The 25,910-nt window shown below is 69.5% G+C and carries 28 protein-coding genes; 13 read left to right on the top strand and 15 right to left on the bottom strand.

Features of this window, described 5'->3' with window-relative positions; all coding sequences use genetic code 11:
* Window positions 1-38: 38 nt before the first annotated feature.
* The 3 genes from QSJ95_RS02945 (at window position 39) to QSJ95_RS02935 (ending at window position 1,308) form a co-directional block, all read left to right on the top strand.
* Window positions 39-461 carry a hypothetical protein gene (locus QSJ95_RS02945; protein WP_009621885.1) on the top strand — a complete coding sequence of 141 codons (423 nt, stop codon included), beginning with the start codon at window positions 39-41 and terminating at the stop codon, window positions 459-461.
* A 154-nt stretch (window positions 462-615) separates the two neighbouring features.
* A complete protein-coding gene (locus tag QSJ95_RS02940; protein ID WP_009621884.1) occupies window positions 616-771 on the top strand; it encodes a hypothetical protein in 156 nt (51 codons plus the stop codon).
* Window positions 772-939: 168 nt separating this feature from the next.
* Window positions 940-1,308: a DUF3509 domain-containing protein gene (locus QSJ95_RS02935; protein WP_285639921.1), complete on the top strand. Its 369-nt coding sequence runs from the start codon at window positions 940-942 to the stop codon at window positions 1,306-1,308.
* A 1-nt stretch (window position 1,309) separates the two neighbouring features.
* Here the strand turns inward: QSJ95_RS02935 and QSJ95_RS02930 are convergent, their stop codons facing one another.
* A complete protein-coding gene (locus QSJ95_RS02930; protein WP_285639919.1) occupies window positions 1,310-2,275 on the bottom strand; it encodes an AraC family transcriptional regulator in 966 nt (321 codons plus the stop codon).
* Between the two features lie 144 nt (window positions 2,276-2,419).
* Between QSJ95_RS02930 and QSJ95_RS02925 the strand changes: the two genes are divergently transcribed.
* The 3 genes from QSJ95_RS02925 to QSJ95_RS02915 are packed head-to-tail and all read left to right on the top strand — an operon-like array spanning window position 2,420 to window position 5,831.
* On the top strand, window positions 2,420-3,343 hold the full coding sequence (locus tag QSJ95_RS02925; RefSeq protein WP_285639918.1) for a bile acid:sodium symporter family protein: 924 nt from the start codon (window positions 2,420-2,422) through the stop codon (window positions 3,341-3,343).
* Entirely contained in the window at window positions 3,340-4,080 is a 741-nt protein-coding gene (locus QSJ95_RS02920; RefSeq protein WP_058489824.1) for a sulfite exporter TauE/SafE family protein, read from the top strand. Before QSJ95_RS02925 ends, QSJ95_RS02920 begins: the two co-directional genes overlap by 4 nt.
* Complete coding sequence (locus QSJ95_RS02915; protein WP_285639917.1) at window positions 4,077-5,831, top strand: N-acyl-D-amino-acid deacylase family protein; 1,755 nt, start codon at window positions 4,077-4,079, stop codon at window positions 5,829-5,831. The genes QSJ95_RS02920 and QSJ95_RS02915 overlap by 4 nt, the downstream gene beginning before the upstream one ends.
* Before the next feature lie 223 nt (window positions 5,832-6,054).
* Here the strand turns inward: QSJ95_RS02915 and QSJ95_RS02910 are convergent, their stop codons facing one another.
* Window positions 6,055-7,449: a spinster family MFS transporter gene (locus QSJ95_RS02910; protein ID WP_058070366.1), complete on the bottom strand. Its 1,395-nt coding sequence runs from the start codon at window positions 7,447-7,449 to the stop codon at window positions 6,055-6,057.
* 265 nt (window positions 7,450-7,714) lie between these two features.
* On the opposite strand from QSJ95_RS02910, the gene QSJ95_RS02905 reads away from it, so the two are divergent.
* A complete protein-coding gene (locus QSJ95_RS02905; RefSeq protein ID WP_285639914.1) occupies window positions 7,715-8,098 on the top strand; it encodes a cupin domain-containing protein in 384 nt (127 codons plus the stop codon).
* Window positions 8,099-8,105: 7 nt separating this feature from the next.
* Here the strand turns inward: QSJ95_RS02905 and QSJ95_RS02900 are convergent, their stop codons facing one another.
* Complete coding sequence (locus tag QSJ95_RS02900; RefSeq protein WP_285639912.1) at window positions 8,106-9,152, bottom strand: MBL fold metallo-hydrolase; 1,047 nt, start codon at window positions 9,150-9,152, stop codon at window positions 8,106-8,108.
* Window positions 9,153-9,648: 496 nt separating this feature from the next.
* Here QSJ95_RS02900 and QSJ95_RS02895 point away from each other — a divergent pair, with 496 nt between their 5' ends.
* Window positions 9,649-10,518: a 3-hydroxybutyryl-CoA dehydrogenase gene (locus QSJ95_RS02895; RefSeq protein WP_285639910.1), complete on the top strand. Its 870-nt coding sequence runs from the start codon at window positions 9,649-9,651 to the stop codon at window positions 10,516-10,518.
* Between the two features lie 196 nt (window positions 10,519-10,714).
* Window positions 10,715-11,971, top strand: a complete 1,257-nt coding sequence (locus QSJ95_RS02890; RefSeq protein WP_285639908.1) for an OprD family porin — start codon at window positions 10,715-10,717, stop codon at window positions 11,969-11,971.
* Window positions 11,972-12,380: 409 nt separating this feature from the next.
* Here the strand turns inward: QSJ95_RS02890 and QSJ95_RS02885 are convergent, their stop codons facing one another.
* The 5 genes from QSJ95_RS02885 to yfiR all read right to left on the bottom strand — a co-directional run bounded on the left by QSJ95_RS02885 (window position 12,381) and on the right by yfiR (window position 16,460).
* Complete coding sequence (locus QSJ95_RS02885) at window positions 12,381-12,881, bottom strand: VOC family protein (RefSeq protein ID WP_285639906.1); 501 nt, start codon at window positions 12,879-12,881, stop codon at window positions 12,381-12,383.
* A 117-nt stretch (window positions 12,882-12,998) separates the two neighbouring features.
* Window positions 12,999-14,105: a cell division protein ZapE gene (gene zapE, locus QSJ95_RS02880; RefSeq protein WP_285639905.1), complete on the bottom strand. Its 1,107-nt coding sequence runs from the start codon at window positions 14,103-14,105 to the stop codon at window positions 12,999-13,001.
* A 9-nt stretch (window positions 14,106-14,114) separates the two neighbouring features.
* Entirely contained in the window at window positions 14,115-14,618 is a 504-nt protein-coding gene (gene yfiB, locus QSJ95_RS02875) for an outer membrane lipoprotein YfiB (RefSeq protein WP_009621860.1), read from the bottom strand.
* On the bottom strand, window positions 14,593-15,900 hold the full coding sequence (gene dgcN / locus QSJ95_RS02870) for a diguanylate cyclase DgcN/YfiN (protein ID WP_285639902.1): 1,308 nt from the start codon (window positions 15,898-15,900) through the stop codon (window positions 14,593-14,595). Before dgcN ends, yfiB begins: the two co-directional genes overlap by 26 nt.
* Complete coding sequence (yfiR, locus tag QSJ95_RS02865; protein ID WP_285639900.1) at window positions 15,897-16,460, bottom strand: regulatory sequestration protein YfiR; 564 nt, start codon at window positions 16,458-16,460, stop codon at window positions 15,897-15,899. The genes dgcN and yfiR overlap by 4 nt, the downstream gene beginning before the upstream one ends.
* Before the next feature lie 275 nt (window positions 16,461-16,735).
* Between yfiR and QSJ95_RS02860 the strand changes: the two genes are divergently transcribed.
* Window positions 16,736-17,377: an HD domain-containing protein gene (locus tag QSJ95_RS02860; protein WP_009621854.1), complete on the top strand. Its 642-nt coding sequence runs from the start codon at window positions 16,736-16,738 to the stop codon at window positions 17,375-17,377.
* Window positions 17,378-17,394: 17 nt separating this feature from the next.
* Here QSJ95_RS02860 and QSJ95_RS02855 read toward each other — a convergent pair whose 3' ends face one another.
* Window positions 17,395-18,294: a LysR family transcriptional regulator gene (locus tag QSJ95_RS02855; RefSeq protein WP_009621852.1), complete on the bottom strand. Its 900-nt coding sequence runs from the start codon at window positions 18,292-18,294 to the stop codon at window positions 17,395-17,397.
* A gap of 122 nt (window positions 18,295-18,416) precedes the next feature.
* On the opposite strand from QSJ95_RS02855, the gene QSJ95_RS02850 reads away from it, so the two are divergent.
* The gene (locus QSJ95_RS02850; RefSeq protein ID WP_285639897.1) at window positions 18,417-19,175 is read left to right on the top strand and encodes an SDR family NAD(P)-dependent oxidoreductase; all 759 of its coding nucleotides are present in this window, start codon (window positions 18,417-18,419) and stop codon (window positions 19,173-19,175) included.
* A 393-nt stretch (window positions 19,176-19,568) separates the two neighbouring features.
* On the opposite strand, the gene QSJ95_RS02845 is transcribed toward QSJ95_RS02850, so the two are convergent.
* From QSJ95_RS02845 to QSJ95_RS02820, 6 genes are all read right to left on the bottom strand, one after another.
* On the bottom strand, window positions 19,569-19,889 hold the full coding sequence (locus QSJ95_RS02845) for a DUF2025 family protein (RefSeq protein ID WP_009621849.1): 321 nt from the start codon (window positions 19,887-19,889) through the stop codon (window positions 19,569-19,571).
* 63 nt (window positions 19,890-19,952) lie between these two features.
* Entirely contained in the window at window positions 19,953-21,125 is a 1,173-nt protein-coding gene (gene ubiM, locus QSJ95_RS02840) for a 5-demethoxyubiquinol-8 5-hydroxylase UbiM (protein ID WP_285639892.1), read from the bottom strand.
* Between the two features lie 128 nt (window positions 21,126-21,253).
* The gene (locus tag QSJ95_RS02835; protein WP_009621845.1) at window positions 21,254-22,390 is read right to left on the bottom strand and encodes a saccharopine dehydrogenase family protein; all 1,137 of its coding nucleotides are present in this window, start codon (window positions 22,388-22,390) and stop codon (window positions 21,254-21,256) included.
* Between the two features lie 86 nt (window positions 22,391-22,476).
* Window positions 22,477-22,878: a GFA family protein gene (locus QSJ95_RS02830; RefSeq protein WP_058489840.1), complete on the bottom strand. Its 402-nt coding sequence runs from the start codon at window positions 22,876-22,878 to the stop codon at window positions 22,477-22,479.
* A gap of 81 nt (window positions 22,879-22,959) precedes the next feature.
* Window positions 22,960-23,223 (bottom strand): DUF6021 family protein, encoded by a 264-nt coding sequence (locus QSJ95_RS02825; protein WP_009621843.1) that lies wholly within the window; start codon window positions 23,221-23,223, stop codon window positions 22,960-22,962.
* Window positions 23,224-23,302: 79 nt separating this feature from the next.
* Window positions 23,303-24,187: a LysR family transcriptional regulator gene (locus QSJ95_RS02820; protein ID WP_285639884.1), complete on the bottom strand. Its 885-nt coding sequence runs from the start codon at window positions 24,185-24,187 to the stop codon at window positions 23,303-23,305.
* A 105-nt stretch (window positions 24,188-24,292) separates the two neighbouring features.
* On the opposite strand from QSJ95_RS02820, the gene QSJ95_RS02815 reads away from it, so the two are divergent.
* Together QSJ95_RS02815 and QSJ95_RS02810 are read left to right on the top strand one after the other, a co-directional pair.
* Window positions 24,293-25,015: a CTP synthase C-terminal region-related (seleno)protein gene (locus QSJ95_RS02815; protein ID WP_285639883.1), complete on the top strand. Its 723-nt coding sequence runs from the start codon at window positions 24,293-24,295 to the stop codon at window positions 25,013-25,015.
* Entirely contained in the window at window positions 25,012-25,341 is a 330-nt protein-coding gene (locus QSJ95_RS02810; RefSeq protein WP_285639882.1) for an antibiotic biosynthesis monooxygenase family protein, read from the top strand. The genes QSJ95_RS02815 and QSJ95_RS02810 overlap by 4 nt, the downstream gene beginning before the upstream one ends.
* Window positions 25,342-25,910: the final 569 nt, after the last annotated feature.

Below are 25,910 nucleotides of genomic sequence, written 5' to 3'. Positions count from 1 at the left end.
TTGCGTGTTTCCTTATCCCCCGCACAGGAGCCGCCGGCATGTACGACTCTGCACCCAGGGCCTCGGGGCCCGCGGAGGAAGATTTCCTCTTCACCTTCGAGACCCACGTCCTGCAGAAGGCCCTGCCCGCCTTCGAGGAAGCCAGCCGCTTCGCCCGCGACCGCGGCCTGGATTGCCAGGTCGAACTGCTCGTGGACGAGGACGACCACCTGCAACTGTGCCTGTTCGCCCGCCTGGGCGGCAGCCAGCAGCCGAGCTTCTACCGCATCGTCGCCGATACCGAACTCCAGGGCCTGGTCCACGAGCAGTACGCCACCCATGGCCAGCGCATGCGCCGCCTGGGCGCGCAACTGGACTCGCTGGACGGCGAGGTGCTCGACGAACAGCTCGCCGAGTTCTTCCAGCTGGCCTTCGGCATGCACCTGGACGAGCCGGGGCACCGACGAGTCAGCGGCTTCTAGCAGCCGCCCCTTTGCCTTGCCTGCCGTTCCTCGCCTCGCCTTGCGCGGGCGGGTTTTCGCGCGACACTGTGCGCATGAAATGGATCGCACGCGCCCGCCTGCGTTCGGTCCGAGCAAAGGTAAGGGCCGCGATGCCCCTTGCAGGAGTGCCCCTATGAAAAGCCCCGTGGATACCCCGCACCCCGACCCGGTGGTGACCAGGGAAGCCGACGAACTGGAGGAGCTGGTGGAGCTGGACCCGGTCGACAGCGGCCAGGAGCCGCACCTGTCCGCTGCCCACCAGGAAGGCGTGATCGACGAGCAGCACTGAGCTTGCATTCTGCCGTGCAGGCTTCGTGCAATCGTGCGAAATGCACGGGCGCGTCTCTATCGCTATCGAATAACCAGCTGATTTAAAAAGAGAAAATTTTCAAGCGAAGCTGGAACGTATGCTGCAACGGCTCTCCCATCGGCTTCACGGATACCAAGGGAGAGCGTCATGCACAACGACCGTAGCCAAGCCCCGCAACTCCTCGGCGAACAGTTCAGCGACTACCGCGTCGACCTCCAGCAGCGCCCGGACGGCGGCCTGCTGCTGAGGCTGCGTGACCACGAAAACCGGCGCCTGCTGACCACCTGGGCGATCCCGGCCAGCGAATGGCGCGACCCGACGCGTCTGAACAACTTCATCGAACGCATCCGCCGCGACCTGCTGACCGCCGAGGGCCGCCCCCTGCAGGAAGACGAGGTGGACTGCTTCCGCAAGCGCATCGAACTGCAGACCTTCAACCCCGGCCAGGGCCGCCACCGCCAGCGCAAGATCGTGGTGGCTGGCGAGCGCCTGCGCGCAATGGCGGCCCACGCCTGAGTCAGTCCGCGCCCTGGCGGAACTGCCCGGGGGTCATGCCGCTCCAGCGGCGGAAGGCCTTGGCGAAGGCGCTTTCGTCGGAGAAGCCCAGACGCTCGGCCACTTCCGCCAGCCGCGCGGGGCCTTGCAGCAGTTGCTCGGCCATGGCGTGCAGCACCCGCTCGCGCAACAGCTTGAAGCTGCTGCCCTCCTCGGCCAGGCGCCGGTTCAGGTGCCGGCCGCTGAGGCCCAGGCGTTCGGCGATGCGCTCCTTGCCCCACTGCGGGTGCTCGCGCAGCAGGCCCTGCACCTGCGCCGCCAGGCTCTGCGCGCCCAGGCGCTGCAACTGGGCGCCGGCGAGCTGGCGCAGGTGTTCGCGCATCAGGGCGTTGGCCTGGATCAGCGGCACCTGCAGGTCGTCCTCGGCGAACAGCAGGCCATCCTCGCCGGCGCTGAAGTCGGGCAACAGGCCCAGCAGTTCGCGGTAACTGCCCGCTTCGCCACGGGCGGCGTGGCCGATGCGCACGGCCCGCGGGCGCACGCGCTCGCCGGTGATCCAGGCGCTCAGCCGCACCAGGCTGGCCAGCACCGCTTCCACCCGCGCCTCGCGGCGCACGCGGTAGCTGGGGCGATAGACCAGGGCCACGCCACCGGCCTCGCGGCGTAGGGCGAACTCGCTGCCCTCGGCGATGATCGGGTAGTACTCCAGCAGCGCTTCCAGGGCTTCGCCGAAGGTCTCGCAGCTCATCAGCAGGGCGCCGACCATGTCCAGGTGGCCGACCTGCAGGGCGCTGCCCAGGCGCAGGCCCAGCAGCGGCTCGGCGCTGGCGGCGCACAGGCCGTCCCACAGCTCGTCCTGGCGCGCCAGCGGGATGCGCGCCTGGCGGCCCAGCTCGCGCAGGTCGGCGGGCAGTTGCAGGCCCAGGCGCGTAGCGGCCTGGAGGATGCCCTGGGCGTAATGCACGGTGATCGAGGGGCTGTTGGGCATGGTCCCGAAATAACCGGAAAAAGTCCTGATTGAGCCAGCAAAGCGCGGCGCGGGGCGGGTATCCTTGCCCATTACAACGAGAAATACAAACGAGCCGCGCATGCCTTGCAAACCGTGCCCCGCGCCCCTTAGGGAGGCGCGCTGATGCCCACCGTCCACCTGGAATTCGCCGGCGCCTCGATGCTGGCCCTGAACGCGATCATCGCGCTGATGATGTTCGGCGTCTCCCTGGAACTGCGCCGCGAGGACTTCACCCGCATCGTCCGCGCGCCCAAGGCGCCGCTGATCGGCATGTTCATCCAGTTCCTGCTGCTGCCGGCCAGCGCCTGCCTGCTGGCCAACCTGCTGCCGATCGACCCGCAGCTGGCCCTGGGCATGCTGCTGGTGGCCACCTGCCCCAGCGGCAGCTTCTCCAACGTCATGACCTGGCTCGCCCGCGGCAACGTCGCGGTGTCGGCCAGCGTCACCGCGGTGTCCGGGCTGTCCGCCGGGTTCTTCACGCCGTTCAACTTCGCCCTCTACGCCAGCCTTGCGCCGGAGACCCGCGCGCTGCTCACGCAGATCCGCATCGATCCGCTGGAGCTGCTGGCCACGGTGCTGCTGGTGCTGGTGGCGCCGATGCTCGCCGGCATGGCCCTGGGCCGGCGCCGCCCGCAACTGGCGCGGCGCCTGGAAAAGCCCATGCGGGTGTTCTCGCTGCTAGTGCTGGCGGCCTTCGTGGTGATGGCCTTCATCAAGAACTACGCGCAGTTCGTCGCCTACTTCCACCTGTTCTTCTGGCTGGTGGCGCTGCTCAACGGCGCCGCCCTGGGCCTGGGCTACCTGTGCGCGCGGGCCTGCCGGCTGGGCGAGGCCGACGTGCGCGCGGTGACGCTGGAAAGCGGCATCCACAATTCGGCGCTGGGCATGGCGCTGATCCTCACCTTCTTCCCCGAGGCCGGCGGCATGCTGCTGATCGCCGCCTTCTGGGGCTGCTGGCAACTGCTCACCGGGCTGGGCCTGGCGCTGTTCTGGTCGCGCCGCGCGCCGCTGCCCAAGCTCGCCGCCGCCGGGGGGAGAACGCCATGAGCTACGTGGCCCCTGCCCTGGGCAGCTTCATTCTGCTGGCCTACACCCTGGAAGCGGTCACCGGCTTCGGCAGCGTGGTGCTGGCGCTGTCCCTCGGCGCCCTGCTGCTGCCCATCGAACAGCTGCTGCCGGTGCTGGTGCCGCTGAACGTCGGCCTGACCAGCTACCTGGCCTGGCGCCACCGGCGCCTGGTGCAGTGGCGGCTGCTGCTGGCCACCCTGCTGCCGGGCATGCTGCTGGGCATGGTGGCCGGCTACCTGCTGCTGCCCTGGCTGGACCCGCAACTGCTCAAGCGCGGTCTCGGCCTGCTCATCCTGTGGTTCGCCGCCCGCGAATTGCACCGCAGCGCCAAGGGCACGCCCAGGGGCCAGGTGCCGGCCTGGGCGATGCGCCTGGCCACCGGCGCAGCCGGCGTCTGCCAGGGCCTGTTCGCTTCCGGCGGGCCGCTGCTGGTCTACGCCCTGGCCGGCCAGCAGCTGGACAAGTCGCGCCTGCGCGCCACCCTGGTGTGCGTCTGGTTCAGCCTCAACGGCCTGCTCACCCTGGCCTTCCTGGTCGACGGCCGGCTGCGCCCGGCCCTGCCCCAGGTGCTGGCCTACGCGCCGCTGCTGCCGCTGGGCCTGTGGCTGGGCGAATACCTGCACCGGCGCTGCCCGGAACGCCACTTCCGCCTGGCCATCCACCTCCTGCTGCTGGTCAGCGGGGTCCTGCTGCTGTCTCCCTGGAGCCTCCTGTGAGCTACGACATCATCGTCAAGAACGGCCTCTACTTCGACGGCAGCGGCGCCCCCGGCGCGCTGCGCCACCTGGGCATCCGCGCCGGGCGCCTCGACACCCTCAGCGCCTCGCCGCTGGACGAGGCCGGCTGCCCGCAGGTGCTGGACGCCGCCGGCAAGTGGGTGACCCCGGGCTTCCTGGAGATCCACTCGCACTACGACGCCGAGGTGATAGCCGCACCGGCGCTGAAGGAATCGGTGCGCCACGGCGTGACCACGGTGGCCCTGGGCTCCTGCTCCATCAGCATGGTGCTGGGCGAGGCGGAGGACTGCTCCGACCTGTTCACCCGCGTCGAGGCGGTGCCGCGCGAGGTGGTGCTGCCGATCCTGCGGGAGAAACGCACCTGGCGCGACGCCGCCGGCTACCGGGCCTTCTACGAGCAGCTGCCGCTGGGGCCGAACCTGTGCTCCTTCCTCGGCCATTCCGAGCTGCGCGTGGCGGTGATGGGCCTGCAGCGCGCCACCAGCGGCGCCAAGCCCACCGAGGCCGAGCTGCAGCGCATGGAGCAGCTGCTCAACGAGGCGCTGGACGCCGGCTGCTTCGGCCTCTCGGTGATGACCACGCGGCTGGACAAGATGGACGGCGAGCGCGCCTGGTCCAGCCCGTTGCCCTCCACTTTCGCCAGCTGGAAGGAATTCTCCCGCCTGTTCGCCGTGCTGCGCCGGCGCGGCGCGCTGATGCAGGGCGCGCCCAACGCGGTGACCAAGATCAACGTGTTCGCCTTCCTCTGGCAGGCCCACGGCTGGTTCCGCCGGCCGCTCAAGTGCAGCATGCTCACCGCCCTGGACCTCAAGTCGCAGCCCTTCATGCACCGCATCACCCGCGCCTCCGGCTGGCTGGCCAACCGCGTGCTGCGCGGGCGCTTCCGCTGGCAGACGCTGCCGGCGCCGTTCAACGTGCGCATCGAAGGGCTGAACATGAACGGCTTCGAGGAATTCGGCGCCGGCGAAATCCTCCGCGACATCAAGGACCCGGAAGAACTCTACGCGCGCATCCAGGACCCGGCCTTCCGCGAACGCTTCCGCAAGGACATCAAGGCCACCCTCAGCCTGGGCCTGTGGCACCGCCGCCTCTCCGACTGCTGGGTGCGCGAATGCCCGGACGCGAGCCTCGTCGGCCGCAACTTCGAGGACATCGGCCAGCAGCAGGGCAAGGATGCGGTGGACGCCTTCTTCGACCTGGCCAGCCAGTACCGCAACGCGCTGAAGTGGACCACCTGCTACGGCAACCACCGCCCGCAGGTCATGGCCAGGCTGCTGGCCAGCCCCTGGACGCAGCCGGGCTTCGCCGACTCCGGCGCGCACCTGGCGTCCCACGCGCAGTACAACTTCCCGCTGCGTTTCCTCAAGTACGTGCGCGACGCCGAGCTGGCCGGCCAGCCGTTCATGGACACGGGCCGCGCGGTGCAGCGCCTGACCGGCGAACTGGCCGACTTCGCCGGGCTGGACGCCGGCTACCTGCGCGTGGGCGACCGCGCCGACCTGGTGATCGTCAACCCCGAGGGGCTGACCGACGAGCTGGACGAAGTGAGCGAAGCGCCCATGGAAAACCTCGGGCTGGTGCGCCTGGTGAAACGCAACGACACGGCGGTGGACGCCACGGTGATCAATGGGCGCGTGGCGTACCGGCGGGAAAGCGGCTTCGCCGAGGAACTGGGCAAGGAACGCGGCTTCGGACGCTTCCTGCCGGGCCGGGAAGTGGTGCCGGCGTAGCGCGGATGAATCCCACCCACGCCATTCCCCTGTAGGAGCGCGCCCTGCGCGCGATTTCGCGGGCAGGGCCCGCTCCTACAGGTTTCCGGGAGGCACGGCATGTCCCCGTAGGAGCGGACCTTGTCCGCGATAGCCGGAACCACCGGCGCGGTTCGCGGATAAGATCCGCTACGCTGCCCCACTCACGCCATTCCCTGTGGCACGAAGCGCGGACGGAGTCCGCTCAGGCACGCTCCGCCTGTTCACGCACCAGGCTCGCGCGATAACTGCCGCAGCCCTTCCACAACAGCCCGATGGTCAGCAACGCAGCCACTGCGGAAACGATGGCGATCGACGCCCCCACCGCCGCCGGGTCGCCGAACACCCGGTCGGTGATCAGCGCCACCAGGGTGGTGCCCAGGCCCACCGCCAGCAGGTTGCTGACCAGCAGGAAGATCGCCGAGACCTGCGCGCGCACCTGGTTCGGCGCCAGGTTCTGCATGGCCGTGGTGGAGGTCGGCAGGGGGAAGGAGGCGAAGAACATCGCCGGCACCAGCAGTGCCAGGGACAGCCACAGCGGTTCGACCACGGCGAACAGGGCCACCGGCACGAGCATGCCGATGGCGCCGATCACGCCCGTGCGCATGGCCGCGTCGCCGTGGCCGCGGCGGGCCAGCAGGTCGGTCAGCCAGCCGCCGCAGTACACGCCGGCGGTGTTGGCCAGCAGCAGCACCACGCCCAGGGTGTAGCCGGTGCTCACCGGGTCCAGGCCGTGCTTGCGCATGTACAGCGCCGGGGTCCAGCTGAGCATGGCGTACAGGGCCATGGCGTAGCAGGAGAAGCCCAGGTACAGGCAGCTGAAGGTCAGCCGGTGGCGGCCGAGGAAGCGCACGCCGTCGCCCGGCGCCACGGCCTTGGCCTGGCCGCTGGCGTCGCGGCTCAGGCCCTGGCGCTGCGGGTCGCGCACGGTCAGCCAGATCAGCAGGCCCACCAGCACCCCGGGCAGGCCGACGATGAAGAAGGTCAGCTGCCAGGCCTTGACCTCGCCCAGCACTGGCAGCACCAGCGCGTGGGTGTCCTTGAGCAGGTCGATGACGTAGCCGCCGACCAGGAAGGCCAGGCCGCCGCCGAGGAAGGAGCCGATGGAGTAGATGCCCACCGCGCGGCCCAGCTTCTCCCGCGGGAACAGGTCGCTGAACATCGAGTAGGCCGCCGGCGACAGCGCCGCCTCGCCCACGCCGACGCCGATGCGCGCCAGGAACATCTGCAGGAAGTTCTTCGACAGCCCGCAGGCGGCGGTGGCCAGGCTCCAGAAGACCACGCCGACGGCGATGATCCGTGGCCGCGAGAAACGGTCGGCCAGGTAGGCGATGGGCCAGCCCATCACCGCGTAGAACAGCGAGAAGGCCAGCCCGTGCAGCAGGCTGAACTGGGTGTCGCTGAGCTGCAGGTCGGCCTTGATGGGCTCGATCATCAGCGCCAGGATCTGCCGGTCCACGAAGGAGAAGATGTACGCCACCATGCACAGGCTGACGACGTACCACTCGTAGGCGTAGCGCTTGCGCGCCGGGCGCGCCGCGCAGGCGTCGATGGCGGCTGGAGCCGTGCGCGGGGCGCGGCACGAGGAGGAAGGGTTCATGGCGAGGTCTCTTGTCGTTATGGGCAGGCGTGTCGCTGCAAGGCGCCCTCGCCCTCGAAGGGCGGGGCCAGGGGCACCTTAGGGGATGGGCCCCGGGGCGGACCATACGGGGAAACGGCCTCGGCATGGGGGTAGGCTGCCGTAGGCATTGGGGATTTCCTTAGGCGGAAAATCCGCCCCGGCGCCTCACTCATGCGCAGGAATATGCAAGACGCCCGCGCCCAGGCGCCCTACCCTGGCCGCTCGATGATCCAGGAGCTGAAACATGCCGCAAACATCCCCATGCCCCTACCAGCCGGTCAACTTCGCCGCCAAGCTGGCGGCCATCCACGAGCAGTGGCAGCCGCGGGTGGTGGCCGAGATGAACGACTACCAGTTCAAGCTGGTGAAGCTGGAGGGCGAGTTCGTCTGGCACAGCCACGCCGACACCGACGAGACCTTCATCGTGCTCGACGGCGAGCTGCGCATCGACTTCCACGACGGCGCCGTGCAACTGCGCGCCGGGGAGATGTACGTGGTGCCCCGCGGCGTGGAGCACAAGCCCTTCGCCGCGCGGGAGACGCAGGTGCTGCTGATCGAGCCGCGCGGCGTGCTCAACACCGGCGATCAGGGCGGCGAGCGCACCGCGCCCAACGACGTGTGGATCTGAGCCCGCCTCAGGCCAGGCGGTACCAGGCCACGCCCTGCCCGTCCTCGCTGGCCGTCACCCGGCCGCGCTGCGCCAGGTAGTTGAGGTTGGCCAGGCACTCGCCGGTGGCCAGGGCCAGCAGGTCCTGGTCGATGTGCCGGGCGAAGAGCGCGCCGAACAGGTCGATGGCGCGCTTCGGGCCTTCGCCCAGTAGTTCCTGCAGGCGTTCCAGGCCCCGCTGGTGGCCGCGCTCCAGGTGCTCCAGGCGCGCGTGCAGGGGCTGGAAGGGTTCGTTGTGGGCCGGCAGCACCAGCACGTCGTCGGGCACCTCGCGGCGCACCTTGGCCAGGGATTCCAGCCACTGGCCCAGCGGGTCGGCCGCAGGCTCCGTGGGGAACACCGAGACGTTCGGCGAGATGCGCGGCAGCACCTGGTCGCCGGCGACCAGCAGGCGCAGATCGGGGCAATGGAAGCTGGCATGCTCGGGGGAATGCCCGGAACCCACCACCACCCGCCAGTCGTGCGCGCCGATGCGGATGCGCTCGCCGTCGCGCAGGCGCCGATAGCTTTCCGGCAGCGGCCAGATGAACTTGCCGAAGCCGCCGAAGCGCGCCCGGTAATGGGCGATGGCCGCCTCGTCCCAACCAGCGCGGCGGTAGAAGCGCACGCCTTCCGGCGGCGCCTCGCGGCCGCTGTCGGCGGCCAGCACGCGGCAGTTCATGTACTCGCCGAAGGTCATCCAGAGTTCGCAGCCGTACTCGCGGGTGAGCCAGCCGGCCAGGCCGACATGGTCCGGATGCATGTGGGTGACGAACAGCCGCGTCGGCCGCCGCCCGCCCAGCGCGCCGCCGGGGGCCAGCAGCGCGCGCCAGGCGTCGAGGGTGGCCTGGGTGTGCATGCCGGTGTCGAACAGCACCCAGCCGTCGCCGTCTTCCACGGCCCACAGGTTGATGTGGTCGAGGCTCAGCGGCAGGGGCATGCGCAGCCAGTGCACGCCCGGAGCGATCTCGCGGCTGGCGCCGGGGTCCGGAGCGGGGCCGCAGGGGTAGTCCAGGGGGATGCGTTCGGATTTCATGGGGTCGCCTGGGTTGTTCATGCCGAAGGGGCGTTCCGGTGCGCGCGGAGATTTCTCTGGAAGTCCAATCGCGGACGGAGTCCGCTCCTACGGCATGAGCGAGCATGGCTTTTCGTAGGATGGTGTTGAGCGAAGCGATACCCATCACCGCGGCCGCATGGGTTTCGCAAGCTCAACCCGACCCTACGAAAAGCAGCTCGGCGCAGTCGGCGAGACAGTTGCTCTTACAGCACCAGGGAAGCACAGGCGTAGGAGCGGACTTCGTCCGCGATTGGACTCACCGGCCACGCCGGACGCCCACGACAATACTGTGCCAAAGACTCGTCCCCAACCCCACCCACATAGACTAACCCGCCATGAAATGGCGCATATGCCCTCGGCAAAGTCACAGCTGCCAGCCCCCCGTCCCGCAGGAGGCTCGCCCTGGGCCGGCGCCTGCGCTATCGTCGCCGCCGGCGCCGCGGGGCGCTTCATTCATCGCAGAGGAACGACAGGCATGAGTACAGCAGACACCACTCCCGGCATCCGCAAGATCGGCGTGATCGGCGCCGGCACCATGGGCAACGGCATCGCCCAGGTGTGCGCCGCCGCCGGGCTCCAGGTGGCGATGATCGACGTGTCCGACGCCGCCGTCGAACGCGGCCTGATGACCATCGACGGCAACCTCGAACGGCTGATCAAGAAGGACAGGCTGGCCGCCGCCGACAAGCCGGGCATCCTCGCGCGCATCCAGGGCGGCACCGACTACGCCGCGCTGAAGGACGCCGACCTGGTGATCGAGGCCGCCACCGAGAATCTCGAACTCAAGCTGCGCATCCTGCGCCAGGTCGACGAGCTGATCGGCCCCGACTGCGTGATCGCCAGCAACACCTCGTCCATCTCCATCACCCAGCTGGCGGTGGTGGTGCGCAACCCGCAGCGCTTCATCGGCCTGCACTTCTTCAACCCGGTGCCGGTGATGGGCCTGCTGGAAGTGATCCGCGGCCTGCAGACCGCCGACGAGACCCACGCCCGCGCCCTGGCCTTCGCCGGCCTGGTCGGCAAGACCGCGGTGAGCGTGAAGAACGCCCCGGGCTTCGCGGTCAACCGCATCCTGGTGCCGATGATCAACGAGGCCATCTTCGTGCTCCAGGAAGGCCTGGCCAGCGCCGCCGACATCGACGCCGGCATGCAACTGGGCTGCAACCACCCGATCGGCCCGCTGGCCCTGGCCGACCTGATCGGCCTGGACACCCTGCTAGCGATCATGCAGGTGCTCTACGACGGCTTCGACGACTCCAAGTACCGCCCTGCCCCGCTGCTCAAGGAAATGGTCGCGGCCGGCCGCCTGGGCCGCAAGAGTGGCCAGGGTTTCTTCAGCTACTGACCGCCCTCGAAGAAGGGGCCTTGCGCCCCTTCCGCCAGCCAAGCGCCATTAGATAGCTATCACACGATTCTCAGCGGCAGGCTCTAGCACGCGGTTTCCAGCCGTAGGAAATTTCCGACGAATGACAACCCGGTCACTGGTGATAGCACGAAAAACTGCTAAAACCTGAAAGTTGGAAACCAAAGGAGCTATATCCATGAGGATCATGAAACGCCACGCGCTGGCCTTCGCCGTGATGGCCGCGGGCGCCCAGCTGGCCCAGGCCAGCGCCCAGGACGAGTCGAAGGGATTCATCGAGGACGCCAGGCTCGACCTGCTGCTGCGCAACGTCTACTGGAACCGCGACTACAAGGACCACACCAACGACGCCAAGGTCTGGGGCCAGGGCTTCATCGGCACCTTCGAGTCCGGCTTCACCCAGGGCACCGTAGGCTTCGGCGTCGACGCCTACGGCCTGCTCGGCGTCAAGCTCGACAGCGGCCGCGGGCGCAACTACACCGGCATCTTCAACGAACACGACGACGGCAAGCCGGTGGACAGCCTGTCCGAGGCCGGCGGCGCGGTGAAGCTGCGCTTCTCCAATACCGTGATCAAGTACGGCAACCAGTTCCCCGACCTGCCGGTGCTCTCCCGCGACGACTCGCGCATGCTGCCGCAATCCTTCACCGGTACCCTGCTGACCAGCGAGGAGATCAAGGGCCTGCAGCTGAACGTCGGCAAGTTCACCGCCGACAGCCCCATGGGCAGCCCGGCGCGCGACCCCAACCACCTGGACGAGATCTACCTATACGGCGGCAGCTACGCGGTCACCGACGACCTCAGCGTGGCGCTCTACCACAGCGACGTGCGCGATGTCTTCGCCAAGACCTACGCCAACGTCAACTACAGCCTGCCGCTGGCCGCCGAGCAGGCGCTGAACTTCGACTTCAACATCTACCGCACCAAGTACGACGACGGCTCCCAGGCCGCGCTGGACTTCGGCGGCGACGGCGACAACGACCGCAACACCATCTGGAGCCTGGCGGCCAAGTACAGCGTCGGCCCGCACGCCTTCATCCTCGCCCACCAGCGCAGCAGCGGCGATGCCGGCTACGCCTACGACTACGGCGACGGCGGCGGCACCATCTACCTGGCCAACTCCTACTACGCCGACTTCAACCTCAAGGACGAACGCTCCTGGCAGGCCAGCTACGAGCTGGACTTCGGCGGCTACGGCGTGCCCGGGCTGACCTACAAGATCGCCTACGTGCGCGGCGACAACATCGACACCGGCGGCGACTCCGACGGCACCGAGCGCGAGCTGTTCAACCAGGTCAAGTACGTGATCCAGAGCGGCCCGGCCAAGGACCTGTCGTTCAAGCTGCGCAACTCCATCTACCGCGCGGACAACGACGTCGGCCCGGACCTCAACGAGGTGCGCGCCTTCATCGAGTACCCGCTGAGCATCCTCTGATGCCCCGGGCCCGCGGCGAACCATCGTCCCGGCCCATATGCACTATCAAGCGCATTCATCATTAGCCTGCGAACAATTTGCTAGCTTATTACCCATCAGGTGTTGCTCGCCTGGTTTTGAAGCATCAAGGCCGTTACCACCCCCGCTTCCCCCGCGACTCGGTAACGGCCTTTTTTTCGTCTGCGATTCAGGGTTGGGATTGCGCGGCGGGCTCCAGAGCACCCTTACCCCAGCCCTCTCCCGGAGGGAGAGGGGGTCTGCGGCGGAGGCGTTGAGTCCGCTCCTACGCCTGCCGGCAAACCACCCCGTAGGATGGTGTTGAGCGAAGCGATACCCATCACCGCAGCCGCATGGGTTCCGCAGGCTCAACCCATCCTACGAAAAGCACCTCGGCGCACAGGTACGTAGCTCACGCCCCGTCGTAGGCCCTGCGCAACGCCGCGATATCCAGCTTCTTCATCCCCAGCAGCGCCTGCATCAGGCGTTGCGACGCCGCCGTCGCCGGGCCGGCTATCAAGTCCGTGAGCATGGCCGGCACTATCTGCCACGACAGGCCGTACCTGTCCTTCAGCCAGCCACACTGCTGCGCTTCCACCGGGCCGCCGGCGGACAGGCGTTCCCAGTAGTGGTCGATTTCCGCCTGGTTGTCGCAGTTCACCTGCAGCGACAGCGCCTCGCTGAACTTGAACAGCGGCCCGCCGTTGAGCGCGGTGAAGGCGATGCCGTCCAGCTCGAAGGCCACTGTCATCACCGAGCCCGGCGAGCGGCCGTGGATTTCCTGGCCGGCCTCGCCGTAATGGCTGACGGTGCCGATGCGCGAGTTGGGGAAGATGGCCGTGTAGAAGGCCGCGGCCTGCTCCGCCTGGTCGTCGAACCACAGGCAGGGGGTGATGCGCTGGATGCGGGACATGGGCTGTCTCCTCGTCTGGACGCGCGGCCACCATGGCCGCGCCCTGTTCCTGGTCGTCCGGCGGGACGCGGAATCGACAAGTCTGGAACAGCTCCGACGAACGCGCCCGCGCGCCGCTCAGCGGCCGAAGCGGCTGGTCTGCATCTCGCGCAGGCGGCTCAGGGTGCGGCGGAAGGGGAATTCCAGGCCGCCCTGGGTGTAGAGCGCCTCCAGCGCCACCTCGGCCTCCAGGTACAGCGGCACGCCACGGTCGTAGCATTCGTCGACCAGGGCGATGAAGCGGCGCACGCCGTCGTCCCGGGCCGACAGCGCTGGCAACTGGCGGTCGCCGGCGGCCCCCCGCCGCGCGCCATCCTCGGTGCCGCGGGCGATGCGCGCCTCGCGCCGCTCGCCGCCCAGCTCGGGGATGTCGCCAAGCAGGATGGCGTGGAAGCGATCGCACAGGCCGATGAAATCCTGGGCCGACCAGGGCCGCTCGCAGAGGTCGGCATAGCGGCACCAGAGCACCCCGCGGCCGTGGCGCACCACGGCCAGCTCGCGGTGGCCCAGCGCCAGCGGCGCCTCGCTGCCGCTGCCGGCCAGCGCAGCGAACACGTAGCCCAGGGCGCTGGGCACTCCGGCGCGGCACAGCCAGTAGCGCTGCACCGGCGCGCCCGGGTGCAGGCGGTGGTCCTGGCCGCCGTCGGTGGCCAGCACCTGCATGTGGTGCTCCAGGGCGGCGATGGCCGGGAGGAAGCGCTCGCGGTTGAAGCCGTCGGCGTACAGCCCCTGGGGCGGCTGGTTGGAGGTGGCGACCACCACCACGCCCTGCTCGAACATGGCCTGCAGCAGGCCGCCCAGCAGCATGGCGTCGCCGATATCGCTGACGAAGAGTTCGTCGAAGCACAGCACCCGCACCTCGCCGGCCAGTTCGGCGGCAAGCGCCTGCAAGGGCGAGGCGGTGCCGGACAGCTGGAACAGGCGCCGATGCACCCACTGCATGAAATGATGGAAATGCTGGCGCCGCGCGGGCACCCGCAGGCTGGCGTGGAAGCGGTCCAGCAGCCAGGTCTTACCGCGCCCCACCGGGCCCCACAGGTACACGCCCAACGGCCGCTCGCCACGGTGCAGGGCCGCCTGGCATTCCTCCAGGCGCTGTGCCGCGTGCCATTGCGCGGCATCCTCGACGAACCCCCGCTCGCTCACAGCGAGGCGGTAGGCAGCCAATGGCGAAGACCGCTCCACGGCGACTCCTTACTCGGCCGGGACGATGATGGAGACCCGGCGGTTCTCCATGCGCCCGGCGGCGCTACTGTTGTCCGCCACCGGGCGCTGCATGCCGCGGCCGATGACTTCGAGGTTGTCCCGGGGCATGCCGATGCCGGCCAGCACCTGGGCCACAGACTGTGCCCGGCGCACCGAGAGCTGCTGATTGTAACCCGCATCGCCGTAGGAATCGGTATGGCCTTCCAGGCGCAGCTTGTCGATGCCCACCGCCAGCAACGCGTGGCCGATGCGCTCGACCTCGCCGCGGCTGGACGGGTCGATGCTGTCGACGTTGTTGCCGAACAGCACCTTGCTCGACAACCCCAGTTCCCAGCCCTCGTCGCCCAGCTGGAAGCCCTGCTGCTGGAGGGCTGCGACCTGTTCGGCGCTCAGCCCCTTCTGCGGCGCCGGCGGCGTCTGGCAGCCGGCCAGCAGCAGCGTAAGCAGCAGGCCGATGAACAGACGGCTAGGTTTCAGGGGCTTGGCTATCACGGGCTATCTCCTTGTAGTCCTCGGTGTTGGAATCCGTGCCCTCGCCGGCCAGGCTGCGCATGCCCCGGCCGCGGCGCTTGGCCTGGTACATGGCGCCGTCGGCGCGGTGCAGCAGCTCGGCCAGGGTGCGTCCGTGGCGCGGATAGAGCGCCACGCCGACGCTCAGCGAGGTGCTGATGCTGCTGCCGTCCGGCAGGGCGATGGGCGCCGCCATGCTGGCCAGGATGTCGTCGGCGACGCGCAGCGCCGCGCGGCTGTCCGGCAGCGGCGCCAGCAGCACGGCGAATTCGTCGCCGCCCAGGCGCGCCACCAGGTCGCTGTCGCGCAGTTGGCCGCGGATGCGCTCGGCGATGGCCACCAGCACCCGGTCGCCGGCCGCGTGGCCGAGTTCGTCGTTGATCGCCTTAAAGCGGTCGGAGTCGATGTACAGCACCGCCGCCTGCTCGCCGCGCTGGGCCAGTTCGCGCAGGGTGCGACTCAGGCGGCCCTCGAAGAAGGCGCGGTTGGGCAGGTGGGTGAGGCTGTCGTGGTTGGCCTGGTGCGCCAGGGAGGCGTTCTCGCGCTCCAGGTGCTGCTGCCAGGCTTCCAACTCGTCGAGCAGCGCGTTGAAGTCGCCGCCCAGCTCGTCCAGCTCGGCGATGCGCGCCGAGGGCACGCGCCGCGAGAACTGGCGGTCGCGGCGCACCGCGTGGGCCACCCGGGCCAGGCGGTCGAGCGGCGTGACGATGCGGCTGACCATGCGCCGCGACAGGTAGAAGGCGCCCAGGGCGGTCAGCGCCAGGCAGCCGAGCATGCCGCCCAGGCCGGTGATCAGGAAGGTCAGCAGGCGCCCGCCGGTGCCGGTCAGGCGGATTTCGCCGATCTGCCGGCCGTCGTGGACGATGGGCTGCACTTCCTCGTGGTTGAGCCACCAGCGCCCGACGAAATGCCGCAGCGCGCTCACTCCGTGGCCGCGCTCCCAGGTCGCCAGCAGGCGGCCCTGGGCGTCGTACACGGCGCAGCGGCGCACTTCCTCGGTGCTGGCCACCAGGCGCAGGGCTTCCTCGGCGGCGGCGCTGTCGTTGAACACCACCGCGGCCTCGACGGTATAGGCCATCGAACGGCCGATCAGGTGCAGGTTGTGCTCGGCATAGGCGCGCAGGGTGAGCAGGCCGACCACCGCCACCGCCAGCCCGGCCATGCACACCGAGGCCAGGGCCACCCCCAGGTGCGCGCGGTACAGCAGGCGGCCCAGCGACTTGCGCCGGGTGCTGCGGCGCTCGGTCAGGCGCGGCAGGTTCATGGCTGGCCCCTCCGCCGGCCGAGGTTGAGCACGTTGGGGTGCACCCGCACGCCGCTGTGCGCCACTGAATCCAGGTTCACCGCGAAGGACGGCGGCGTGGCGCTGAAGTCCAGGCAGAACACGCTGCCGACGCTGCAGTCGGGGTCGTGCTCGCTGAGCGACAGCACCGGGTGCCCGGCGACCCCGGCGAACGCGCGCCGGCGCTGCACCTCATCCAGCAGGCCGAGGTAGAGCACGTTGCAGCGCTCGCCCAGGGCAGGGTCGTCCACCTGCGCGCGGCGCACCTCGACGCGGCGGCCGTTGGCCTGCAGCAGGCTGCCCCGGCGCAGCAGGTCCTCGGCGTATTCGCTTTCGCCCAGCACGCACAGCTCCAGGGTCTGCGGCTCCCGCGGCCAGCGCACGTAGCTGAGGATGCCCAGCAGCATGCCGCGCAGGGCTGCGCCATCGCCGTCCGCGGCGCCGGAAGCCGCCAGGCACAGGGGCGCCGCCAGCACCCACAGGGTGAGTACCAGGGCACGCTGCAGCAGTGCGGGACGAAGGGAGGGAAAAACGAAGGACACGATGACGGCTCGGCGAGTACCAATACGGCGACAGCACGCGCGGCATCTTAATGGATTGCGGCAGGAATGTGACGTAGAACTGACTTTTAGCTTGACCTGGAACAAGTTTCGTCAGTTTTATGACGTCATTTTCAGCGGAGTCTTATCAGCAGTTGGCAGCGCATCGGCTTCACTTGGCAGGATTTGGCTCTCTGAATCGATTGCTGCCAACGCGGCGCGGGCTTCCAATGAGGGCACGGCAGCACAGCGCCGCAACCACTCACCAGGAGGCCGCCATGACCCTCGACATCCAAGGGGTGAAAGTCCCCGACAGCCAGCTCGCCCGCGAGATCACCGAACTGGTGCGCGACACCGCCACCCCGCTGCTGTTCCACCACTCCTCGCGGGTGTACTACTGGGGCGCGCTGGCCGGCGCGCGCCGGGGCCTGCAGTACGACGCCGAGCTGCTGTACGCCGGCGCCATGTTCCACGACATGGGCCTGCTGCCGCGCTACTGCAGCAAGTGCGAGCGCTTCGAGGTGGACGGCGCCGACTGCGCCGCCGAGTTCCTGCGCAGCCACGGCATCGCCGAGCGCGACGTGGAGACCGTATGGACCGCCATCGCCCTGCACACCACCCCGGGCATCCCGCAGCACATGCGCGCGGAGATCGCCCTGGTCACCGCCGGGGTGGAGATGGACGTGCTGGGCATCGACTACGCCGAGTTCCCCGAAGCCGTGCGCGACGCCGTGGTGGCCGCCCACCCGCGCGGCGGCGACTTCAAGAACGACATCATCGAAGCCTTCTACCAGGGCATCAAGGACAAGCCGCAGACCACCTTCGGCAACGTCAAGGCCGACGTCCTGGCCCTGAAGGACGCGCAGTTCGAACGCGCCGACTTCTGCCGGATCATCCTCGACTCGGACTGGCCGAGCTGAGGTTGTCCGCGGCCGGTTCAGAGGCCGGCCACCTCCTCCACCAGGCCCTGCAGCCACTGCATGAACAGCCGCACCCGCGGCGGCTGGCGGCGGTGCGCGTAGAGCAGCGTCACCTCCAGCGGCGCCGGGCGCAGGTCCGGCAGCACCTCCAGCAGGCGACCGTCGGCCAGGTAGTCGCGCAGGCCGTGGCGCGGCGCCTGGATGATGCCCAGCCCGCCGAGGCAGGCGCCCTCGTAGGCCTCGGCGTTGTTCACCGTCACGCTGCCGGCCATCGGCAGGAAATGCGTCCTGCCCTCGCGGCGGTATTCGAAGCCCGCCGGGCGCGTGCCCAGCACCGGAACGTAGTGGACCAGGCGGTGCCCGGCCAGGTCGTCCAGGCTGCGTGGGGTGCCGAAGGCCTGCAGGTAGGCGGGGCTGGCGCAATTCACCTGCTCGAAGCCGCCCAGCGGGCGCGCCACCAGCGAGGCGTCCGCGGCGCCGCCCACGCGCAGCACGCAATCGAAGCCTTCGCGCACCAGGTCGACGCGGCGGTCGGTGCTGCTCACTTCCAGTTCCAGCTGCGGATGGCGGGCGGTGAATTCGCCCAGGCGCGGCATCACCACCTTGCGCGCCACTATGGTCGGCATGTCCACCCGCAGGCGCCCGGCGAGCACCTCGCCGTCGCGGCGGAACAGCCCCTGCAGCTCGTCCATCTGCGCCAGCAGCTCCTTGCTACGCTCGTAGAACACCAGGCCGTCCTGGGTCGCCCGGACCTTGCGCGTGGTGCGCTGCAACAGGCGGGTGCCGAGCAGTTCCTCCAGCGCCTGGACCTGCTCGGAAACGCTGGAGCGCGGCAGCCCCAGCTGCTCGCCGGCCTGGGTGAAGCTGGAGAGTTCGGTGACGCGCACGAAGGTGCGCAACAGTTCGGGCTTAATCATGGGCGGCGGGGCCTGCGGATTGTTCGGTTATGGCGATCAGTATTTCCGATTCCGCCAGGTTTATCAGCAACCAGCAGGACAATAACCTTGTTCCCGAAGCCAACCCCCACAGGAGCCACGCCATGTCCCGCAAGATCGCCCTCATCACCGGCGCCAGCCGCGGCCTGGGCCGCAACGCCGCGCTGCACCTGGCCGAAGCCGGCATCGACATCATCGGTACCTACCGCAGCCAGGCCGACGAGGCCCGCATCGTCGCCGACGAGATCGAACAGCACGGCGCCCGGGTGCGGATGCTGCCCCTGGACGTCGCCGACAGCGCCGGCTTCTCCGACTTCGCCCAGCGCGTGGAGAGCGTGCTGAAGGAGCACTTCGGCCGCCCGCAGTTCGACTACCTGGTGAACAACGCTGGCATCGGCATCCACGCGGCCTTCGCCGAGACCACCGAGGCGCAGTTCGACCAGTTACTGAACATCCACCTCAAGGGCCCCTTCTTCCTCACCCAGAAGCTGCTGCCGCTGCTCGCCGATGGCGGGCGCATCCTCAACGTCTCCACCGGCCTCACCCGCTTCACCCTGCCCGGCCATGCCGCCTACGCGGCCATGAAGGGTGCCATGGAGGTGCTGACCCGCTACCAGGCCAAGGAACTGGGCGGGCGCGGCATCGCGGTGAATATCCTCGCCCCTGGCGCCATCGAGACCGACTTCAGCGGTGGCCTGGTGCGCGACAATGCCGAGGTCAACCGGCAGATCGCCGGCAACACCGCGCTGGGCCGCGCCGGTCTGCCGGACGACATCGGCGGCGCCGTGGTGGCGCTACTGACCGATAACAGCCGCTGGATCAATGGCCAGCGGGTGGAGGCCTCCGGCGGCATGTTCCTCTGAGCCTGCCGGCCATCCTGGCGCCCTTGGCAATGACGTTATCCGCCGAATCGCGGACGGAGCCCGCGCCTACCCCACCGGCGAACACGCCGCCGCGTAGGATGGCGTTGAGCGAAGCGATACCCATCACCCCGACCGCATGGGTTTCGCCAAGGCTCAACCCATCCTACGAAAAGCACCTCGGCGCAAGACAGTTGCTCCTACCCCACCGGCAAATATGACGCCGCGTAGGATGGTGTTGAGCGAAGCGATACCCATCACCCCGACCGTATGGGTTTCGCCAAGGCTCAACCCATCCTACGAAGAGCGCCTCGGCGCAGCCGGCAGGGAAGCTCGGGCGTAGGAGCGGACTCACCGGCCACAAATGCATTGGCCGACGCTTCCAGGCGACACCGGCTACTTCAGCTGGCGCTGGGCGCAGATCTCCGGCAGGTCGGTGCGCCGCAGGTAGGTCTGCAGCGCCTCGCCGAATTCCAGGCGCTCGGCGATGTTCTGCGCCTGGAGGATCTGCAGGCATTCGCGGCTGAGGGTCATCAACTCGCCGGTCTTCTGCGCCCAGACGAACTCGCAGGCCGGGACGATGCTGTCCTCGTCCACGTCGAGGCCGAAGGAGTCCTCGCTGAAACGCACCAGGTACTTGCCGGTCTTGCGGTTGAAGCCGACGAAGCCCTTCAGGCGATCGGCGGCGGCGCAGATGTCGGCGGATGTCAGGGCCATGGTCTTTCCTCCCGTTCTTTCTCGGATCGCGGCCCGCGCCCTCCCCCGGGCCAGGCCGGTGTGTCAGGCGTTCTGCGTCAGGTGCCGGGCGATGGCCTGGCGCAGCGGCGGCAGGCCCTGGGCCAGGCGCAGGCCGGCGTTGCGCAGCAGGCGCGCCGGCGGGCGCGGGTCGTTGTACAGCCCGGCGATCAGGCTGGTGGCCTGGTACAGCGGCCAGGTCGCCAGGCGGTGCGCCAGGGCGTAGCGGCGCAGCGGACCGGCGGCGCCCGGGTCGCCGCCCTTGCGCTTGGCCGCCAGCACTTCAGCGGCCAGGCGCCGGGCGCTCTGCAGGCCGAAGTTGAAGCCGTGGGCGGTGACCGGGTGCATGCCCACCGCCGCGTCACCCATCAGCGCGCAGCGCGGGCCGGCGAAGCGGTCGGCGTAGACGCCCACCAGCGGGTAGCAATGGCGCTGCCCGAGCAGGGCCATGCTGCCCAGGCGGTGTTCGAAGCGGCGCTCGATGTCGCGGGCGAAGGCTGCTTCGTCCAGCGCCATTACCTGGGCCATCTCGTGCTGCGGCAGGGTCAGCACCACCGACGAGACGTCGCCGTTGAGCGGCAGCAGGGCCAGGGTCTGGCCGTAGCCGAACCATTCCCAGGCCACCTGCTGGTGGGGCTTGGCGTGGGCCATGCGGCAGACCAGCATGGTCTTGCCGAAGTCTTCCATGCGCGCGCCTATGCCGAGCATGCGGCGGGTTTCCGAGAAGCGGCTGTCGGCGGCCACCAGCAGGTCGGCGGTCAGCTGCTCGCCGTTGTCGAGGGTGAGCCGGGCGCGGTCGCCGGCGACCCTGGCCGATTGCAGTGCGCAGCCGTCGAGCAGGGTCACGTCGGCGCAGTCCTGCACCTCCTCGAAGGCGGCGCGGCGGATCGCCCGGTTCGGCACCAGGTGGCCGAGCTGGCCGGCGCCGGCCAGGCCGGCATCGATGCGCAGGGCGAATAGAGAGGGGCCGTTGAGCACCTGGGCATCGCGCAGCGGCGCGATGTCCTGGGCGGCCAGCCGCGGCCAGATACCGAGCTGTTGCAGCTGGTTACGCGAGGCGTGCGTCAGGGCGATCTCGCGGCCGTCTTCCGCCGGCTCGGCCAGGGCGGCGCGGGCCTGGCGCTCGATCAGCAGGATCGACAGGCCATGGCCGGACAGGGCGCGGGCCAGGCAGAGCCCGGCGGGGCCGGCGCCGACGATGGCGATATCCACGTGCATGGGTGACTCCTCTCGCGGGATGGGCGGTCACGGAGTCTAGGGCGGGCGCCCGGCGCGTTTCTTGTCGTGGATCAGTAGCCGGCGGCGGACGGACCTGCGGCGCCGGCGCGCATACCGCTTGCGGGGTATCAGCCGCGGGCGCTCTCCGGCCCCAGCTCGCGCAGGCCATGGCGCACGCTCAGGCCTTCCAGCTCGGCGAGGTAGTCGTCCAGGCCCAGCAGGCCGACGCAGGGCGTGGCGCCGCGTTTGTCCAGGCGCCCGGCCGCCAGCTTGCGGGCCAGGGCCACCGCCGCCATGCAGGGGATGTTCGGCCCGTGGTCGTCGGCCGCCTGCAGCTCCCAGCACAGGCGCAGGGGCCGGCCGTCGGCGCCCTCGCCTTCCAGGCGCACGAACATGCCGCTGCGCCCGTCGCCCAGCGGCTCCAGGCCCTGGGCCAGGCGTTGCAGCCAGGGGCTCAGGCGGCTGGCGTCGCGCAGCACGCCCAGGCGCACCAGCCAGGACAGCGCCCAGGTGCCGAAATGCGTGCTGCGCAGGCCCAGGCCGGCGCCGAAGCGCACTTCGCGCACCGTCGGGTAGCGCTGCGGGAAGAGTTCCAGGTCGGGCACGTCGCAGTTGGCCAGCCAGCGCCGCCCCAGGGGCGCCGGGAAGCGGTGGGCGACCAGGTCCTGCCAGCCGTACACCGCCTGCCAGCGGCCGTCGCGCAACTGGCGCAACGGCTTGCCGCAGTAGCCGAGCACGGCCGCCAGAGTAGCCTGGCCGGGAATCTTCGCCGACGAGCTGATGCCGTGGTGGATGGCGTCCAGGCGGGCGAAGCGCGGCAACAGTTCATCGACCACCGCGGCGCTGAGCGCCGGCACCGAACTGGCGCCGGCGCACACCAGCACCCCGGCGCTGCGCGCCGCGCGGTCCAGCTCGCCGATGGCGCAGACGAATTCGCGGGCGTCGGCCAGGTCGACGTAGTGCGCCCCCGCCGCTACCGCGGCGCGCGCCGCCCGGTAGTCCTGGGCCTGGAACGGGCCGGCGGTGGAAATCAGCAGGTCCACCCCCAGCTCGCGCAGGCGCCCGGCGAGGGTCGGCTGGTTCATGTCCAGGCACACCGCCTCGCCGCCCACCTCCGCGGCCAGCAGGCCGGCGCGCTTGCGGTCGCGCCCGGCGACCAGCACGCGCATGCCGTCGATGCCGGCCAGGCGGCGGACGATCAGGCTGCCGAAATTGCCATAGCCGCCGAGCACCATGACGCGAAAATGGCCAGGTGATGCCGACATCGCTCCTCCTTGACGATCAGCCACTCAAACGGCCCACAGGGTAACGCGCGGTGAACGCAACGAACATGACAACCTCGCCGCCGCGCTCAACCGGGCTTGCCGGCGGGATGGCGCGGCAGGTCGTCGTCCAGCGGCCACCAGTTGGCCGCCGAGGCCACGTGGTAGTGAGCCTCCGGACGGCTCGGCAACTCCCCGTCAAGGGCGCCGGCGCGCAGCCGCAGGATGCCGGGCAAGGCGTCGCGCTCGCTGTAGATCGGCGAGCCGCAGCGCGCGCAGAACCAGCGGCGCTTGCCCGGCGAGGACTCGAAGGCGCGCAGCTGTTCCTGGCCCGCCAGCAGGCGCAGGGCCTCGCGGCGCACCGGGAGGTTGGTGGCGAAAGGCCCGCCCTGGGCCTTGCGGCACTGCCCGCAGTGGCAGACCTGGATGGGCGCCAGCTCGCCTTCGAGCACGAAGGCGATAGCGCCGCACAGACAGCTTCCCCGGTACATGCCTTGCTCCCCTATCCATGAAAGACGCCAGTCTAGGGGATGTGCACGGGCGATGCAGCCCTGCCGTTGGCTGGTCCGGCCTCAGTCGCCATAAGGCGGGTACTGCTCGCCCGGCGCGCGTTTGTGGCGCTGCGGGCTGGGGCCTTCGCGGGGTGGGTGGGGTGGCTGCGGCGGGTCGATCTGCGGGTCGGCCAGGTCCGGCGAGTCGGGGTCGAAGCCCAGGCTCCTGACGATTTCCGCGTCCTGCTCGGCGTCCCGCGGGTAGCCCGGCAGGCCGCGGGCGGCGTTTTCGCCGTCGCGTTGCGGCCAGGGGTTGCCCAGCCATTTGTGCAGAGTCGGGTTCATGGCGACCTCCGGTCGATGCGGCGATGGCCATTGGAGGACGATGGCGGGCGCAGGTTCGCTCTTTTCGTCGGACAGCCGTTCAATGTCCGGCCGGCGGCGGCAGGCGGATATGCCGCGCCAGTTCCTCGAACAGCGTGACCACGGTGCGCAGAGCCCGGCAGTCCGGCCGCGTCAGCAGCCACAGCGCGGTGGCGCAACCCGGCAGGTCGTATTGCAGCACGCGCAGGCCGTCGCCTTCGCGCAGCAGGTAGTCCGGCAGCGCCGCCAGGCCCAGGCCGGCGCGGCACAGTTCGAGCACCGAGAGGATGCTGCCGCAGCGGTAGGCCGGGGTGAGCGCAGGGTACAGCTGGCGGCGCCAGGCGACGCTGGGGTGGTCGGGCATGAATTCGTCCGGGGCGATCCAGCTCAGTTCGCTCCAGTCGCGCCCGGCCTGGGCGGCCAGGTAGCTTTCGTGGGCGCACAGGGCGTAGCGCACCTCGCCCAGGCAGCGGCCCACCAGGTAGTCCGGCGGCGCGGTGGTCAGGCGCAGGGCGACGTCGGCGTCGCGCCGGCTGAGGTTGGCGAAGGCGTTGGAGGTGGAGAGTTCCAGGTGCAGGCCGGGGTAGCCGCCCATGAAACGGCCCAGCGCCGGCAGCAGCAGGCCGTGCAGCACGGCGTCGGTGCAGGTCAGGCGCACCGTGCCGCTGAGCACTTCGCGGCCCTGCTCCAGGCCCACCCGCGCCGCCTCCAGGGCCTGCTCGGCCATTTCCGCCTGGCGCGCCAGCTGTTGCGCGGTGGCGCTGGGCAGGTAGCCGGCGCGGCCCTTCTCGAACAGCGCCATGCCCAGAGCCTTCTCCAGCCGGCGCACCGCGCGGAACACCGTGGACACGTCCACCGCCAGCAGCTCCGCGGCCCGCGCCAGGCTGCCGCCGCGCACCAGGGCCAGTACCAGGGAAAGGTCGGCGTATTCCAGTCGATATTGCATTGGCGCACTCTTGAATTGCGCAACCGCCCATTTCGATTGCATCGGCGCAACTATAAATTGCCCGGAGAAGCCCGCCAACGGGCGCCAGCGCAGGGGGAACGAGCGATGCGGAAGGTGCGGAAACTACTGCGGATCGGCCTGATCGGCGACCGCGACAGCCGGGTCACCGCGCACTGGGCCATTCCCCTGGCGCTGCAGCAGTCGCTGCTGCCCCATGCCGGCGCCCTGCGCCTGGAGTGGCTGGATACCGAACGGCTGGCCAACGGCCTGGCGCTGGATGCCTATTCCGGCTTCTGGTGCACCCCCGGCAGCCCCTACCGCAGCACCGAGGGCGCGCTGCGCGCCATCACCTACGCGCGCACCCGCGGCGTGCCCTACCTGGGCACCTGCGCCGGCTTCCAGCACGCGCTGCTGGAGCGCGCCCGCAACGTCCTGGGCTGGGACGACGCCGCCCACGGCGAGGTCGAACCCCGCGCGGCGCGGCCGGTGATCCACGCCCTGCCCTGTTCGCTGATCGAGGTGCGCGAGGACATCCGCCTGCAGCCCGGTTCGCGCCTGGCCAGCGTCTACGGCAAGCCGAGCATCCGCGAAGGCTATCGCTGCAGCTATGGCGTCAACCCGGATTACCAGCAGGCGCTGTTCGACAGCGGCCTGCACGCCAGCGCCCACGGCGAGGACGGCAGCATCCGCGCCCTGGAGGCCAGCGACCATCCGTTCTTCGTCGCCACCCTGTTCCAACCCGAGCGCAAGGCCCTGGCCGGGGTCAGCGTGCCCCTGGCCGAAGCCTTCCTGCGCGCCGCCAACCAGTACGCCAGGAGCGCAGCATGACCGCCACGACGCCCGAGCCACCCTACTACGCGGTGATCTTCACCTCGCTGCGCACGCCGCTGGAAGCCGGTTATGGCGAGGCGGCCGAGCGCATGCTCGAACTGGCCGCGGGGCAGCCGGGGTTTCTTGGGGTGGAGTCGGCGCGTGGAGAGAATGGGCTGGGGATCACGGTGTCGTACTGGCAGGACGAAGACAGCATTCGCCGGTGGCGGGAGAATGCCGAGCACAAGCTAGCGCGTGAAGGTGGACGGCGGGATTGGTACGAGCGCTTTCGCGTGCGGGTGGCGAGGGTCGAGCGGGCCTATGGGTTCGAACGCCAGAGCTGAAAGGCTTCCGTAGGATGGGTTGAGCGAAGCGATACCCATCACCACGGCAGAGCCCCGCAGCGGAGCCTGTTCGCAAGCGACCTCGCTCTTGCGTTAAGCCCATCGCCAAACGGGGACCTGGGGAGCAATAGAACAGAAAGTACACCCAAGCTCTGCCAACAGCGCTCGGCGCCCTCCTCCTGACCTCCATCTCGACGAAACAGCTGCGCATTTCTGCTTTCTGTCCGACGCCAGATCGCTCCGAACTTCCAGATGTGTCTGATAGACATCCAGTGAGTAGGTTGCTCCCATCACTCCTTTAGTCGGTGCTCGACCGTAATCGGTCCGTGGCACTGCTGCTATGCCCGCGAGCAAAAGGAGGTGACGATGGAAAAATCCGATAGAACGCACCGCACGGATACGCTATGCCCAGGCAAGAAGGTCTTGTGTGGTCCGCAGATACAACACTGGGTCGAAGTTCAGTTGGTGGACGAGCACGGCGAAGCACTGCCGTACCTTCCCTATCGAGCACAGAACGATGCCACACGAGAAGGTGTCGTGCCGGAGTACCGCGGGCAGGCCGACGCCGA

Source organism: Pseudomonas sp. NBRC 100443 (genome assembly GCF_030268185.1).
Taxonomy (GTDB): domain Bacteria; phylum Pseudomonadota; class Gammaproteobacteria; order Pseudomonadales; family Pseudomonadaceae; genus Pseudomonas; species Pseudomonas citronellolis.
This window is presented reverse-complemented; position numbering and strand designations above follow the sequence as displayed.

What these genes read in the sequence shown, in the direction of transcription:
- QSJ95_RS02945 (WP_009621885.1), top strand. Translation starts at nt 39, where the DNA reads ATGTACGACTCTGCACCCAGGGCCTCGGGGCCCGCGGAGGAAGATTTC.
- QSJ95_RS02940 (WP_009621884.1), top strand. Translation starts at nt 616, where the DNA reads ATGAAAAGCCCCGTGGATACCCCGCACCCCGACCCGGTGGTGACCAGG.
- QSJ95_RS02935 (WP_285639921.1), top strand. Translation starts at nt 940, where the DNA reads ATGCACAACGACCGTAGCCAAGCCCCGCAACTCCTCGGCGAACAGTTC.
- QSJ95_RS02930 (WP_285639919.1), bottom strand. Translation starts at nt 2,275, where the DNA reads ATGCCCAACAGCCCCTCGATCACCGTGCATTACGCCCAGGGCATCCTC.
- QSJ95_RS02925 (WP_285639918.1), top strand. Translation starts at nt 2,420, where the DNA reads ATGCCCACCGTCCACCTGGAATTCGCCGGCGCCTCGATGCTGGCCCTG.
- QSJ95_RS02920 (WP_058489824.1), top strand. Translation starts at nt 3,340, where the DNA reads ATGAGCTACGTGGCCCCTGCCCTGGGCAGCTTCATTCTGCTGGCCTAC.
- QSJ95_RS02910 (WP_058070366.1), bottom strand. Translation starts at nt 7,449, where the DNA reads ATGAACCCTTCCTCCTCGTGCCGCGCCCCGCGCACGGCTCCAGCCGCC.
- QSJ95_RS02905 (WP_285639914.1), top strand. Translation starts at nt 7,715, where the DNA reads ATGCCGCAAACATCCCCATGCCCCTACCAGCCGGTCAACTTCGCCGCC.
- QSJ95_RS02900 (WP_285639912.1), bottom strand. Translation starts at nt 9,152, where the DNA reads ATGAAATCCGAACGCATCCCCCTGGACTACCCCTGCGGCCCCGCTCCG.
- QSJ95_RS02895 (WP_285639910.1), top strand. Translation starts at nt 9,649, where the DNA reads ATGAGTACAGCAGACACCACTCCCGGCATCCGCAAGATCGGCGTGATC.
- QSJ95_RS02890 (WP_285639908.1), top strand. Translation starts at nt 10,715, where the DNA reads ATGAGGATCATGAAACGCCACGCGCTGGCCTTCGCCGTGATGGCCGCG.
- QSJ95_RS02885 (WP_285639906.1), bottom strand. Translation starts at nt 12,881, where the DNA reads ATGTCCCGCATCCAGCGCATCACCCCCTGCCTGTGGTTCGACGACCAG.
- dgcN (WP_285639902.1), bottom strand. Translation starts at nt 15,900, where the DNA reads ATGAACCTGCCGCGCCTGACCGAGCGCCGCAGCACCCGGCGCAAGTCG.
- QSJ95_RS02860 (WP_009621854.1), top strand. Translation starts at nt 16,736, where the DNA reads ATGACCCTCGACATCCAAGGGGTGAAAGTCCCCGACAGCCAGCTCGCC.
- QSJ95_RS02855 (WP_009621852.1), bottom strand. Translation starts at nt 18,294, where the DNA reads ATGATTAAGCCCGAACTGTTGCGCACCTTCGTGCGCGTCACCGAACTC.
- QSJ95_RS02850 (WP_285639897.1), top strand. Translation starts at nt 18,417, where the DNA reads ATGTCCCGCAAGATCGCCCTCATCACCGGCGCCAGCCGCGGCCTGGGC.
- QSJ95_RS02845 (WP_009621849.1), bottom strand. Translation starts at nt 19,889, where the DNA reads ATGGCCCTGACATCCGCCGACATCTGCGCCGCCGCCGATCGCCTGAAG.
- ubiM (WP_285639892.1), bottom strand. Translation starts at nt 21,125, where the DNA reads ATGCACGTGGATATCGCCATCGTCGGCGCCGGCCCCGCCGGGCTCTGC.
- QSJ95_RS02835 (WP_009621845.1), bottom strand. Translation starts at nt 22,390, where the DNA reads ATGTCGGCATCACCTGGCCATTTTCGCGTCATGGTGCTCGGCGGCTAT.
- QSJ95_RS02830 (WP_058489840.1), bottom strand. Translation starts at nt 22,878, where the DNA reads ATGTACCGGGGAAGCTGTCTGTGCGGCGCTATCGCCTTCGTGCTCGAA.
- QSJ95_RS02825 (WP_009621843.1), bottom strand. Translation starts at nt 23,223, where the DNA reads ATGAACCCGACTCTGCACAAATGGCTGGGCAACCCCTGGCCGCAACGC.
- QSJ95_RS02820 (WP_285639884.1), bottom strand. Translation starts at nt 24,187, where the DNA reads ATGCAATATCGACTGGAATACGCCGACCTTTCCCTGGTACTGGCCCTG.
- QSJ95_RS02815 (WP_285639883.1), top strand. Translation starts at nt 24,293, where the DNA reads ATGCGGAAGGTGCGGAAACTACTGCGGATCGGCCTGATCGGCGACCGC.
- QSJ95_RS02810 (WP_285639882.1), top strand. Translation starts at nt 25,012, where the DNA reads ATGACCGCCACGACGCCCGAGCCACCCTACTACGCGGTGATCTTCACC.